This window comes from Vreelandella sulfidaeris Esulfide1, from assembly GCF_054072535.1.
On the sequence record NZ_CM133364.1, the window covers coordinates 1,902,022 to 1,913,781 of the forward strand.

Genomic DNA, 11,760 nt, shown 5'->3' on the forward strand with positions numbered 1-11,760 from the left:
CTTACTCATTCAGAATCTAAATTGAATGAGGCAAGACCAGCCGAAATACGTCCGACTCCTGGGGAGACGGTTTTCTCGGGCGCCCCTGCCTCGGGCTTTGCAGAACCAGTTCCAGGCTTGGCTTTGGAACGGATCAGCGAATCACGCTCAGGGTCGGCATCAACCAGCTTGCGAAGCGCCGTGTCGAAGCTCATCGGACTACCATTGCCGTCAACCAGCATGGTTCGCTCCTTGGCACCGGCAGGCTTGTCGTAGCCGACAACCTTCCCGTCTTTCACCTCGAAGTGACTGCCGTAAATGACGCGAGCCTTGCTCGAAGTCAGTAGCAGCTCTTCGCTGATGAACTTTGAGTTGCCGAAGTCAGCACCGACGGTCATGTCTTCCAGGCTCTTGACCATCGCGGCGTTGGCTTCACGCAGCTCTGCAATTTCGGTGTCTTTAGCGCTCAGCACGGTTTGGTGCTCAGTCGCCATCATGTCTTTCAGGCGATCCCACTCGCCGCGTTTCTCCAGATCGTCTTTCTCGCGCTGAGCGGCTTCCGCTTTGCGAGCGTTCTCGGCTTCGAGAAGGGTCTTAATCTGGTCGGGTGTGACTTCACCGAACGCCTGTAGCTGGGTTTCGAGTTCCTTGATGCGCTCTTTGCGCTTCATGGTCTCTTTCAGTAACTCGGCTTCTCGGTCAGTGGGTTTTTCACCACCTTCCTTCGGTTTGTCGCCTTCAGCGGGCTTCTCGCCTTCGCCACCTGCGGCTGGTTTCTCACCTTCGCCACCTGCGGGCTTATCGCCTTCGCCGGAATTACTACCTGCGCCTTCACCACCAGTAGCGGCACCACCGCCACCACCTTCGCCTTCGTTACCAGCGGCTTGATGGATTCGTGCATCGGCTAACAACTTCAGATACCAGGGCATTGCTTACTCCTTAATGGCCTATCTCTTGGCCAATCGGTTTTTGCGAATCGCCTATCACTTGGCGACCCACTGAGGGTTGGTGGAATTTTCTTTACCTTCTGACTTGCCCAGCGGGGGAGTCGTCGGTAAAGCGTCATCAGCACCAAAGGTTTCAAGTTCCTTCTCAATCTCTTCACGAAGATCGGCTTTGAGTTGAGGGAAGAGCTTGTCTACCAGTGTCCGCATCTGCTCACGCAGAACGGTTTTAGGTGCGCTCATCAGGACTAGGCGTTCGCAGATAGAGAATTCATCCATCAGGCCACGCACGTCATAGGACTCGGGGTATTTCACTGGCTGGAAGTCATCGCTTACTTCCGCGTCAAGACCTGCGTAAAGCAGGGCAAGGCGTGCCAGTTCATTCTCAGCCTGCTCCAGAGAGCGAGACTTCGCCGCCAGCAGGGAGTTGACCCGCTCAAAGTCGTAGGCTTTCGCCACACCTGAGCTGTTGTCGATACCCTGGCTGTTGTCCTCTTTGGTGCGTTCGCCCGCCACACCGACCGAATGGTAAATCTCGTTAATAATCTTCGAGATCACCTGAATGATCAGGTTGGCCTGCTTGACATCCGGTGACAGGAAGAAGGGCTGGCCGCCATTTTCACCGTCAAACACGAACACGCGCTTAGTGCCCATTGCGACCACTTTCTTGTAGTCGTCATCACCGGGCATAAGATTCTGCGCCGGGATCGCGAGCTGCGAGAAAGTCTGGTCTTGGATAATGGCGTCCAGGTTCGACAGGTAGTTAGCTACCGCTCGATCCAGATACGCCACGTCGTTAATCAGCGCCGGAGAAGAATACTGTGACTCGTGGTTTCCCAGTGCGTCGAGCGGAATGGCCGGAACGATGCCCAGACGGTTTACGCCTGTGGAGTGCAGGGCGTGTTCGATTTTGGTGCCCGACGCCTTTTCCTCGATCAAGAACCACTCGGTCTTAGTCCAGACTCTCCAGCGTTTGCGAATGCAGCCGCTTGAGTTAAACGGGTCGTCATCGTCACGCACCGGCTCGTAGATCAACACCCATAACAACTCACCGTCTTCTCCATAGCCCATATCGAGCATGTGAGTAGGTGGGACGATATAAGCGTAAACCTGGCCACCCTGTTTCTTCTGGTCAGCGATCGATACCGCATCGCCTTCCTTCAAGGTGCTATCAACGATTAACCAAATACGGCCAAAGGTGGAGGCTTTGATGTCTGCCTGCCGCATAAACTGCTGGATCGTCTGCCCGTCGCGAGTAGTCCGCTTCCAGAACTCACCGAGCGCCTGGGGCGGCTCTTCCTGGCGTTTCACTTCGCCACGGAAGACATACTTGTTGACGAGGTTGACGATCTCGCGAGTATGGTTAAAGCGGTAGGCACGTTCGAGGCGATCCTTAAATTCCTTGTTGCCTTCTTTGTGGTAGCGAAAAATATTATCGCCAAACCACTTCCGGCCACCGTTGTAGGTTGCCTCAAGGAATTTCCAGTGTTTGATAAGGTCGTCGTATTCAGGGTGACGACGCTTAATCGCTTCGTGGTATTTCATGCTATCCACCCAATGGCCTTAGTGCCGTATTCAAGCATAGGCACAGAAATAAGTAAACACTTACTTACTAGAATGGTCAAATGGAAACTCCTATTATCTGACGCTTGCGAACCGGACGCTCAATTTCGATGCAATATCCCGCTGCGTCAGTGGGGTGTTCGACGCCTGCTGCTTTGTCGATGTCACGGCCGCCTGGCTTGTAGAGGGTCTGCTCGAAACCGGCGATGGTTTCGCGACACGTCTCGTTGACGAATAAACGAATCTGACCCGATGCCGACATCAGCATTGAGTTGACTGCGTTCACGCGATCCGCGATTGGTGGGTGCTTACGCTTGAACTTGATGCGCTTGAAACCACGGTCACGGAAAATATCAATATCCGTTTCACCCCTGGCATGCTGACGTTGGCCGCCCGCAGGGTCGGGGTAAATGGTGATAGCGTGCTGCCATCGCCACAGTTTCTTCTCCAACGCGTCACAGACTTCAGCGGTGTTTGAAGACGGCAGAATGATCTCGTCGACTACCCAAATATCACCGTTAGGCTGCGGCTGCATGATCACCGAAGACATCGGGTCGATGTTGAAGTCCTGACCTACCCAAATCGGCAGTAGGGGATTGAACTCGTAACGCCCGACGTGCTTGTTTCGATCGAACGGGTAATAAACTCGGCCGCTCATGGTATTGAACGAGGCTTCGTATTCCTGCTCGAAAGACTTCGGGTCCATATCGGCCCTCGCCGCTTCGATCTCTTCCTCTGGGATGAACGGCGAAGTGGACGTCTTGAACTGCCATGACTTCCACTGGCCAGCCAACTGCATTTCGGGGCGCTGACCGATCTTCCACAGCTCGTAGAGATAGTTGAACGCCTTTGGGGTGCCGATGATCATGGCCCCACCGCCCGTAGACGACAGAGTAGGGCGGATAACCTTCACCCAGACGTCCGCCTTCATATCCTGAAATTCGTCCAGCACCACGAAGTCCAGGGCAACACCACGCAACGTATCGGGGCGATCAGCGCCTTTCAGGGCGATCTCGGTCTTGTTCCGAAGGGTGATCGTCAGCGAAGAGTGGTTGATCTTCTTGATCCACTTCTTGGGAATCGATTCGAGTATTTCGTCCCACATGATCTGCTTGGCCATGCGAAAGGTCGGCGCGATATACCAGACGCGTGACCTATTGCGCTTGGCTGCACGCAAGATCATTGAGCGCGATAGCTGAGTCTTTCCCCAACGACGACCTGCCACGACAACCTTGAAGCGGTGAGGCGAGGCATACACATCCATCTGCTTTTCGTGCAGAGAGATGTCGACCACAGCAGCCATCAGTCTTCCTCCCCTTCGACCACGAGGTCATCCAGGTCTTCTTCCAGGTCTAATTCGGGGTCTTCCAAATACTGAGCGGCGTCACCGATCTCGATCTCATCGTCTAGGTTGTTGCTTTTTAGCTGCGATTCGCGGATTTTAGCGACCTCATCGGGCGTTAAGCTGCGAACCAAAAGCTCAGGAATCTCTTCGTCTTCGATGCCTTGCTTATCGAGACCCAATACCGACCATTGATTAGAGCGAATCTTGTCGATGGCAATGGCTGCCATCTGTATCGCCTTCAGGTCTGCCTGAGCGCTGAACAGCTTCTTGTCCTGATGCGCCTTACCGATCGTCGCAACGGTCAGCTTGTGCAGCATTTCCAGGCTTTTGAAATAAGATTCACGCGCCTGCTCTGAGCGTTCAGCCCACTTGTCGACGTTCTTGGTCGCCTTCTCGATAATCTCAGCCTCGACCTTCTTGTCGATGGCACTCTGGCCCTTCTTCACGCCGTCTTTTGCGAACCGACGTGACAACGTTTCCCTGGCCACGCCGTATTTCTCGGCGATCTCGTCCAGGGTGAACTCTCCGGTGGCCCACATTGCACGCGCTTCCGCCCATTGCGCAGGGGTCATCCGTTTCTTTACTTCACTCATGTATATAACGCGCTCCATATCGCTCTGGTTTGCGTTCTAAGCGCGTTCCCGAGTGCAGACGTAGCCTTTGAATGCGTCGCACGCGAAAAGCGCTCAGGCAGCGTTTCTGATGAGCAACAAGGCGCAGTGATGGGAGTAGTTGGTGGGCGGGCCGCGTCGCGGATTTTCCGAAGTCCTATCCTTGGACTTGTTGACGCGGTTTCCCTATATCTCTGTATTACTGTTTATGTATATCTCTCGGATGAGTGTTTTATTTAGAGGGAGTGAGGCATTCAATACAAAAACTATGCCTCTAACCCCAGCATGGTTTTTCCGAATACCGTGATTGAGAATGTCCGCCGACTACGCCCGCGGCGAGTAACGGAATTCCCCTTCGAGACCATGCCCTTCTTGATCAAGGCGCGGATGCTGAATTGCATCGACTCCTTGCTGGTCTCGTAGGGCAGCTCGGCAAGCAGTTGGTCGAAGTCGATGTCTTCTTCCTTGGCCTGCTGATGAGCATGAATGGTGGTGATGATCTGCGTTTGCTTAGCGGTAAGGCGATAAATGCTCATGGCAGGTAGCTCTCTCCGGTGACTTCAGCGAGTCGGGCCAGATTCAAAGGTTCATCGGTCTTCTGTAGGTCGAAGGCGATCAGCGGGATGCGTGTCGGTAGCACCCGCCCGAAATCGGGGTTTTTGTAAGCGCCGTAGAGAGGGCTGGTAAAAATTAAGCCTTGAATCTTGGCGATCAGTTCCCGCGGTGTGTAATCCAGGTCTTCCAGCGTTCGACCCAGGTTGCGCCCGGTTTTTTCCAGCGATGAACAGGCGTAATAAAACGCCGTCAGCTCGCGCATGGCTTTGTTACGAATGGCCGGCTTCATAGCCTCGATCTCGGCGATCAACCCTTCGGTATCGTAGGGGTGGCTGTCGAGGTAGCGACCGATCATCTGGACGCCTTTGCCGTAATTCTTGTTTTGCACCGGCTTGGCGAACTGGAAGCCCGCTTTCATGGCAAAAGGCGAGAATTTCGACATGGCCGATTGAATCTCAATGATCTGGCGAGGGTGCATGCGGGCTGCCAGATTGATCATCCGGTAACTCACGCCCACACCGCGATACAGCGTATCCACCACTGAGCGATTAACGATGGCAAACAGGTCGTTTACGAACTTGCCGCGTGCGGTATTCGTCAGTTTCGTGCCCCCGGTAGGTTTGATCTTCGGGAACATGCGGTGACGAGGCTCCAACAGCAGCTTTGGATAAGCCATCACCACCACGCCAATCAGCTTTCCATCGAGCGTGCAGCGGTAATACTTTTGCCCGAACGAATCCGATTCGGTTTTGTAGTGAAGATCATGCAGCGACAGCCAATCCTCGCGATCACCTGGCTCTACCACCATCCGTTCAAGTGCAGAGAAGTGGGCCGGGTATTCCCCGGCTTCAGGTCGGCGGATTCGCGTCTCAGTCGTCATAGCCAAACTCCGGCAGACCGTAGACCTTGTTACGAATCTGACTGACCAAATACCCTTGCGTGTAAGCGAACGGCTCATGGTTATCAGAGGTAAACTGCACACCGTGATAATTGAGGACATCCACGGTCGTGTGCAGCGCCTCGTGCCAAATCGTCTCTTCACGGTATTTGTCGCCGTTAAAGCCGATGCAGTAAGTCGCGTCTTCTTCGACTGACGCGACAAAGGCTAGACCCAAGGTGTTTTCATCAACGCTATGGGGTTCAAGCACGTCGACACCGAAAACAAAGGCGGAATCCTCCACCAATGTCTTCATGTTGGTGAAAATCACGACGTCTCGACCATAGGGCTCTACGCGGATAACCACGCCCTTAACCTTTTTAATGCGCCGCAAGTGAGCGGGGGTGAGCGTCGTTTTCATTCTTCGTCTCTCCGCATGGCCACTTTCGCCTTGTAGTATTTCTCGATCACCAAGCTAGGCTTGAGATCATTCACAAGATCGGTGTGGGTCGTAGCGACAATGACAGTGGCACCCAGCTTGCGGGCGGTGCGCTGGACGTTGAACGACACGACACTGGCGGTCTCCCGATCCAGCACCGCGCAGAACTCATCGGCTACCCATACATCAGCGTTGGATTCGATGATCTTGGCGAGCTTGAACCGGTATTTCTGGCCGTCAGATAGCTGGCTTGGGTTACGCACCAGAAGATAGGCGTCGTTGAGGCCCGCCAGCGACAGCAGACGAACAGCGTCGTTGGTGTCGGTGCCGATCTGATCCACCAGGGGTTTATCCAGCAGCTCCACGTCATCGATGCTGACGACTTTGTAGCCACGCTCTTTAAGCGCCGATGCCAACTCACGCAGAACCAGCGATTTGCCCGAACCGGATTGACCATTGATGTAAACGACATCACCTGGCGTAACGTCGATGGCCAGGTTGTCGTAAATCACAAAATCGCGCTCTTCCAGGCCCAGGCCAAAGGCTTCCGCCACTTCAAGCACTCGCTCGGTCTGCATAACGCGTGAACTGAACCGCTTATCCACCACAATGGTTTCAGACTTATCCATCATCGCTTACTTACGCCTCCGGGCATGCCAAGTCGATGTCACAGCGCTCAATGAAGGCCACGAAAGCATCGAGACCAGAACGCTTAGTGCGGTATTCCACCTCGGCCATAAATTCAGCGAACAAGCGCTGCTTATCCGCCGGCACTTTCTTGAAGCCCAGCAGCTCAGTGACAAGCACTTCGTTGGTCTTGGCGGTCTCAACAGCCTCTTCGTGCTTACGGTGTGACTCGGCCATTTCCTCTTCGAGATCGGCGATCACCGTGTCGGCGTCGAAGCCAGCGGTCAGGTCTTCCGTCAGCACCGACCACTCTTTGTCGTCGAAGCCCACCAGCGGGTCGTCGCTGAAATTCATCAGCTCCGCCAGCTCTTCCTTCATCATGACCACGTCGTAGTCGAGGCCAACGCTCTTGTTTTCCTCAATACGCCAGCGGCGCACTTGGTCATCATCGAGATCACCACGGACGACGACTGGCACGCGCTCAAGACCCAGTTGCATCGCAGCTTCACGACGACCGTGACCGGCGATGATCACCATGTTGCGGTCAACCTGAATGGCGTTGCCGTTGGAGAAGCCGTATTTGCGGATCAACGCCTTGAGGGTGTCGATGTGCTTTTGCGGGTGCTTCTTAACGTTCTTTTCGTAGGGAATAAGGTCTTTCGGTGGCAGGTAAACAATCTCCTGACCGCCATCGCCACGCTCACTCATCGTCGTATTCCCCCACAAGGTGAACCAAAGCGTCACCGGCATTGGTCATCGAGTCGGACTCGCTGAAACCTTGCTCGGCCATAATTCGATTCATCACGCGCTGAACCCGGTCGACGTCATCCATACCGACTTTGAACCGCAGCACTTGATGAGTCTGAGTCGGTGTTTCGCGCTTCTCACTGGTCACCGCTACATCTTCGAGGTCGCTGTTCAGCTCATCGTCGAGAGCATCGAGGTCGATATTGGTGGTGGTCAGCAGCTTGTCCATGTCCTCACTGGAGTAGGGCATGAATGACGCCAGATCGACGTCCACCGACAACTCATCGAGCAGGGCAGCCAGCTCAAAGGCGTCATCCTGACCGTAGCGACCGTTATCGAGCAGCATCAGCTCTTTGGCCTTGTCGTCAGGGAGGAAGCCCAGGTTATGGACGGCCACCTTCTCGATACCTTCCTCAATGGCGATCTCTACGCGGTGTTCGCCACCGATGATCTCCAGGCTGCCGTCGTTCAGCTCGCGAGCAACAATTGCCCCTAGCAAACCGTTACGGCGTATGCTGTTACGCAGCTTTGCTTCGTTCTCCGAAGACACCTTGTTGGTGTTCCAGGGATTTTTCCGAAGCAGCTTAGGATCAATTTCTGTTACTGCGCTCATTGTGATAAACTCTCTTGTAATAAATCGTGCCGAGTCACGTTTTATCGCTAACTAGGTAAGTAACCGCTTACTTACGAAATATAAGGCAATTTCTGCTTGGAGGCCAGCTTAATGGGCTCAGTAATTCGAATCGCTAGGAACGCCAGGGTTGCTCAGCTCGTTGATGCCGACCAGGACGTGAAGACCATTTTGCAATCGATGTTGTCGTATGCGGTGGCGGGGTCTCAATACACCGAAGCTGGAAAGAGCGGTGCATGGGATGGAACCAGCACGTTCTTCGAGTGGGGCACCGGTCGCTTTCCCGCTGGCTTTACAAAACCCGTGGTCACTGAGCTAAACAAGCGCGGTTATAACGCCCAGCTTATTCAGAAGCCCTTGCCTGCACCGCTTGGCCCTGAGTTGCCCGAGATCGACCCCTTCGGCTATACCCCAGAATACGATTACCAGCCTCGGGCTGTTGATACGCTGGTTCGTGAAGGGCAGGGGATCATGCAGATTGCCACAGGGGGCGGTAAATCCCGGGTGTGTAATATCGCGGTGTCACGCATTCGCCGCCCGACTCTTTTTCTCACCACTCGCTCAGTGTTGATGTATCAAATGAAGCGAGCGTTCGAAGGTGCGTTGAATTACCAAATCGCAAATGGCGACAAGTTTTGGGAAGGTAAGAGCGTTGGGGTGATTGGTGATGGCGAGTGGAATCCACGTCGAGCGATCACCGTCGGCATGGTTCAAACATTGGCTGCGCGGTTAAAGGAGCCGGATCGTTCGAAGTCGAAGGAAGAGCAGGTCAAACAAGCCAGGATTCGCGAGCAGACGTTGAAGTATTTGTCTCTGGTAGAGTTCGTGATTGCTGAAGAGGCGCATGAGGCAGGAGGCGACAGCTATTACCGGATCATGGATCACTGCAAGAATGCGCATTACCGGATGGCATTAACCGCTACGCCGTTTATGCGGGATGATCAGGAAGCGAATATGCGCTTGCTGGCCTGCACCGGCCCAGTGTTAATTCGCGTCACTGAAAAGATGTTAATTGACCGCGGAGTATTAGCAAGGCCATATTTCCGATACCACGCAGTCAACTACGCTCCTGATCGGGCTGGCCTGACGGAAATGAAGGACGCGGCAATTAGTAATACCCGCCTTGGTCGCTCTACAGGGTGGCAGCGTGCGTATAAACTAGGAATCATTTATAACCAGCAGCGAAATAACCTGATCGTGCAGGAAGTTGTTCGCTCAGTGAGTCTTGGTCTGCCGGTTATGTTGCTGGTGTTGCAGAAGAATCACGGCCGACTGTTGCAGAAACGGCTGGAGAGTGTTGGAGTTAGAGCCAAATTTGTATTTGGCGACTCTAACAAAGATGAGCGTCAGAAGGCACTTGATGAATTACGTGATGGTGTAATTCAAGTGCTAATTGGATCGACCATCATGGACGTCGGTGTGGACGTCCCGGCAGTTGGGTGTGTGATACTGGCCGGAGGTGGGAAAGCTGAAGTTGCGCTTCGCCAAAGAATTGGACGTGGACTTCGGGCTAAAAAGAATGGACCGAATGTTGCGCTAGTTATCGATTTTATCGACAACGCCAACTTCCATTTAAGAACTCACTCTTTAGAGAGGCTTGCTATCGTTCAAAACACACCAGGATTTGCTGAAAATATAATTTACGGACCCAGCGACTTTGATTTAGTGGGCATGGGCATTCTTGCTGCATAGAGGCTTCAATCGTGAATCGCAAAACCATTTCTGTAAATGTCAACTTTGACGCAGATACACACCGGAAACTTAGACTGCTGGTAAGCAAGAGTGGTCTAACTAACAGCGAGGTGGTAAATGCATTGGTAGAACAATTAGAATTTCAAACCGCCCAAGAAATGTTGAATTCGACAGTAGAGAAAAAGAAAGCCGCTAAATTAGAACGCCGGAAGCTCAAAAAACAAGTCGAAGCACTCGACCCAGAAGATGTTAAACGCATTCTTTCGTTGCTCAAAAAAGAAGACAATCGCTAGTTAAACCATAGAACATAGAAAAGGGCGCATAATAGCGCCCTTTTCGTGCTGTCTAATAACTGTTATCCGAATCGCCTTCGCTGCATTAAACGCAGCGTTAAGTTAATTATCGCCAGCGTTTTAAAGAGCCAGCGCAAGCCAAACGTTACGATCGCCATAACAATCAAACCGACGAACCAATATGTCCAATTCACCACCGGAATACCGAACACGTTGCTCAACACAAAAGGCGGGGCGGCTAACATGACTACAAGCAAAAAAAATATGACCACCACCATTGCGATCAAGTTTAAAGCGCGAAGCACTGTCAGAGTTTTAGAGGACATAGTCGTGGCTCTCTTCGATATGGTAAAGCGCTGCGGCAATCTTATCAGCGGTATCGCTTAGTTTATCGCGACGGGCAACTACGATCTGCTTGCGTGCCATTAACTTCTCAATTTCAGCAGTGAGTAAGTCGACGGTATCGTCGGCTTGGTCACGGGCATTGTTGAGTTGCTGTAGGGTGGCGTCGGCATCACGGAAGGCTTTGTCGGCCAGAAGTTCACAAGATTGGCGTTTTGTGGTGAATATAGGCATCGTGAATCCATCATAAGTAAGCAATTACTTATTATGTTACCCGTTATAAGGGAGACGGGCAACAGAGACCGGTCTTAATTTTTGTGCGACCATCCACATTATTGGGTTAAAGCGCTGAATCAATTAATCAAAGGGAAGAGAGTATGAATAAGGCTCTGGGTTGGCTGGTCGTTGTCGCTATTTTGGCTATCGCATTTACGGCTAGGTTCTGGATGAAACATGTGACGGGCCTGAGCGTAGATGAGATGGGGGAGAAGGACTGGCTGAATATGGCAGATTTCATGACTAACATGCTGACACCTTTGTTGGCCTTTTTATCGCTTTGCGTTTTGGCCTGGACGTTAAAAACGCAGAACCAACAGATACACGAAGCCAAAAATGCCAACTCAATCGTTTGGCTGATTGCTCATATCGAAAGGATAGAGGTCGAAATCCTACAGGCGCTTAAGGAGACCGAACTAGAAGGCTACGAGGCGGTTTCATTTCGCCGTAAAATGGGTAGCGCTTATGATGCGTTCATAACTAAGACTATGAATATCAATGAGATTGCAAATAATAAAAAGTTGGTTATTCCTGGGAATAAAAGGCATCAACGATACAAAATGAGAGAGGTGAGTAATAAAATCATGATTCTTAAAGACCTGCTTGAGGACTATGAGATGTTAACAAAAGATGACAAGCGCAGGAGAGGGATTCACTCAACGTTCAATGAGCTTCAGAAACAATTATTGAAGCAGGGGTATTTGAGTGAGGGAATTAGCGGCCACAAAGGAGGGACGGTAGGTATAATTTAAAAACAACGACTTGTCAGACTTGGTATATAACTGCACGCTTTGGCAGTTGCTTAATATGCAACATAGTTTTATAAGGTATTAATGATC

General features: G+C 52.3%; 14 protein-coding genes. 3 read left to right on the forward strand and 11 right to left on the reverse strand.

All coding sequences use genetic code 11. From position 1 onward, the window contains the following. Positions 1 to 5 precede the first annotated feature (5 nt). The 10 genes from ACW44H_RS08810 to ACW44H_RS08855 all read right to left on the reverse strand — a co-directional run bounded on the left by ACW44H_RS08810 (position 6) and on the right by ACW44H_RS08855 (position 8,300). Positions 6 to 908, reverse strand: a complete 903-nt coding sequence (locus ACW44H_RS08810; protein ID WP_457508549.1) for a DUF6651 domain-containing protein — start codon at positions 906 to 908, stop codon at positions 6 to 8. Positions 909 to 962: 54 nt separating this feature from the next. Continuing rightward, positions 963 to 2,468: a phage portal protein gene (locus tag ACW44H_RS08815; RefSeq protein WP_457508551.1), complete on the reverse strand. Its 1,506-nt coding sequence runs from the start codon at positions 2,466 to 2,468 to the stop codon at positions 963 to 965. Positions 2,469 to 2,544: 76 nt separating this feature from the next. Further along, entirely contained in the window at positions 2,545 to 3,789 is a 1,245-nt protein-coding gene (locus ACW44H_RS08820) for a terminase large subunit domain-containing protein (RefSeq protein WP_457508553.1), read from the reverse strand. Beyond that, the gene (locus tag ACW44H_RS08825; RefSeq protein ID WP_457508555.1) at positions 3,789 to 4,403 is read right to left on the reverse strand and encodes a hypothetical protein; all 615 of its coding nucleotides are present in this window, start codon (positions 4,401 to 4,403) and stop codon (positions 3,789 to 3,791) included. Before ACW44H_RS08825 ends, ACW44H_RS08820 begins: the two co-directional genes overlap by 1 nt. A gap of 305 nt (positions 4,404 to 4,708) precedes the next feature. Beyond that, the gene (locus ACW44H_RS08830; protein WP_457508557.1) at positions 4,709 to 4,978 is read right to left on the reverse strand and encodes a hypothetical protein; all 270 of its coding nucleotides are present in this window, start codon (positions 4,976 to 4,978) and stop codon (positions 4,709 to 4,711) included. Then, positions 4,975 to 5,877 carry a hypothetical protein gene (locus tag ACW44H_RS08835; protein WP_457508559.1) on the reverse strand — a complete coding sequence of 301 codons (903 nt, stop codon included), beginning with the start codon at positions 5,875 to 5,877 and terminating at the stop codon, positions 4,975 to 4,977. Before ACW44H_RS08835 ends, ACW44H_RS08830 begins: the two co-directional genes overlap by 4 nt. Next, positions 5,867 to 6,295, reverse strand: coding sequence for a hypothetical protein (locus ACW44H_RS08840; protein WP_457508561.1), 429 nt, complete (start codon positions 6,293 to 6,295; stop codon positions 5,867 to 5,869). Before ACW44H_RS08840 ends, ACW44H_RS08835 begins: the two co-directional genes overlap by 11 nt. Next, positions 6,292 to 6,945, reverse strand: coding sequence for a nucleotide-binding protein (locus tag ACW44H_RS08845; protein ID WP_457508562.1), 654 nt, complete (start codon positions 6,943 to 6,945; stop codon positions 6,292 to 6,294). The genes ACW44H_RS08840 and ACW44H_RS08845 overlap by 4 nt, the downstream gene beginning before the upstream one ends. 7 nt (positions 6,946 to 6,952) lie before the next feature. Then, positions 6,953 to 7,684 (reverse strand): ParB/Srx family N-terminal domain-containing protein, encoded by a 732-nt coding sequence (locus tag ACW44H_RS08850; protein WP_457508564.1) that lies wholly within the window; start codon positions 7,682 to 7,684, stop codon positions 6,953 to 6,955. Then, a complete protein-coding gene (locus ACW44H_RS08855; protein ID WP_457508566.1) occupies positions 7,641 to 8,300 on the reverse strand; it encodes a ParB/RepB/Spo0J family partition protein in 660 nt (219 codons plus the stop codon). Before ACW44H_RS08855 ends, ACW44H_RS08850 begins: the two co-directional genes overlap by 44 nt. Positions 8,301 to 8,411: 111 nt before the next feature. On the opposite strand from ACW44H_RS08855, the gene ACW44H_RS08860 reads away from it, so the two are divergent. Beyond that, a complete protein-coding gene (locus ACW44H_RS08860) occupies positions 8,412 to 10,010 on the forward strand; it encodes a DEAD/DEAH box helicase (protein ID WP_457508568.1) in 1,599 nt (532 codons plus the stop codon). 11 nt (positions 10,011 to 10,021) lie between these two features. Beyond that, a complete protein-coding gene (locus ACW44H_RS08865) occupies positions 10,022 to 10,303 on the forward strand; it encodes a hypothetical protein (RefSeq protein WP_457508570.1) in 282 nt (93 codons plus the stop codon). A 315-nt stretch (positions 10,304 to 10,618) separates the two neighbouring features. Here ACW44H_RS08865 and ACW44H_RS08870 read toward each other — a convergent pair whose 3' ends face one another. Beyond that, positions 10,619 to 10,879: a hypothetical protein gene (locus tag ACW44H_RS08870; RefSeq protein ID WP_457508572.1), complete on the reverse strand. Its 261-nt coding sequence runs from the start codon at positions 10,877 to 10,879 to the stop codon at positions 10,619 to 10,621. Between the two features lie 143 nt (positions 10,880 to 11,022). On the opposite strand from ACW44H_RS08870, the gene ACW44H_RS08875 reads away from it, so the two are divergent. Further along, positions 11,023 to 11,673, forward strand: a complete 651-nt coding sequence (locus ACW44H_RS08875) for a hypothetical protein (RefSeq protein WP_457508574.1) — start codon at positions 11,023 to 11,025, stop codon at positions 11,671 to 11,673. The last annotated feature ends 87 nt before the right edge of the window (positions 11,674 to 11,760 follow it).

Coding starts and splice junctions, on each gene's coding strand:
- ACW44H_RS08845 (WP_457508562.1), bottom strand. CDS start 6,945: ATGATGGATAAGTCTGAAACCATTGTGGTGGATAAGCGGTTCAGTTCA.
- ACW44H_RS08830 (WP_457508557.1), bottom strand. CDS start 4,978: ATGAGCATTTATCGCCTTACCGCTAAGCAAACGCAGATCATCACCACC.
- ACW44H_RS08870 (WP_457508572.1), bottom strand. CDS start 10,879: ATGCCTATATTCACCACAAAACGCCAATCTTGTGAACTTCTGGCCGAC.
- ACW44H_RS08820 (WP_457508553.1), bottom strand. CDS start 3,789: ATGGCTGCTGTGGTCGACATCTCTCTGCACGAAAAGCAGATGGATGTG.
- ACW44H_RS08855 (WP_457508566.1), bottom strand. CDS start 8,300: ATGAGCGCAGTAACAGAAATTGATCCTAAGCTGCTTCGGAAAAATCCC.
- ACW44H_RS08835 (WP_457508559.1), bottom strand. CDS start 5,877: ATGACGACTGAGACGCGAATCCGCCGACCTGAAGCCGGGGAATACCCG.
- ACW44H_RS08810 (WP_457508549.1), bottom strand. CDS start 908: ATGCCCTGGTATCTGAAGTTGTTAGCCGATGCACGAATCCATCAAGCC.
- ACW44H_RS08875 (WP_457508574.1), top strand. CDS start 11,023: ATGAATAAGGCTCTGGGTTGGCTGGTCGTTGTCGCTATTTTGGCTATC.
- ACW44H_RS08825 (WP_457508555.1), bottom strand. CDS start 4,403: ATGACCCCTGCGCAATGGGCGGAAGCGCGTGCAATGTGGGCCACCGGA.
- ACW44H_RS08860 (WP_457508568.1), top strand. CDS start 8,412: ATGGGCTCAGTAATTCGAATCGCTAGGAACGCCAGGGTTGCTCAGCTC.
- ACW44H_RS08840 (WP_457508561.1), bottom strand. CDS start 6,295: ATGAAAACGACGCTCACCCCCGCTCACTTGCGGCGCATTAAAAAGGTT.
- ACW44H_RS08815 (WP_457508551.1), bottom strand. CDS start 2,468: ATGAAATACCACGAAGCGATTAAGCGTCGTCACCCTGAATACGACGAC.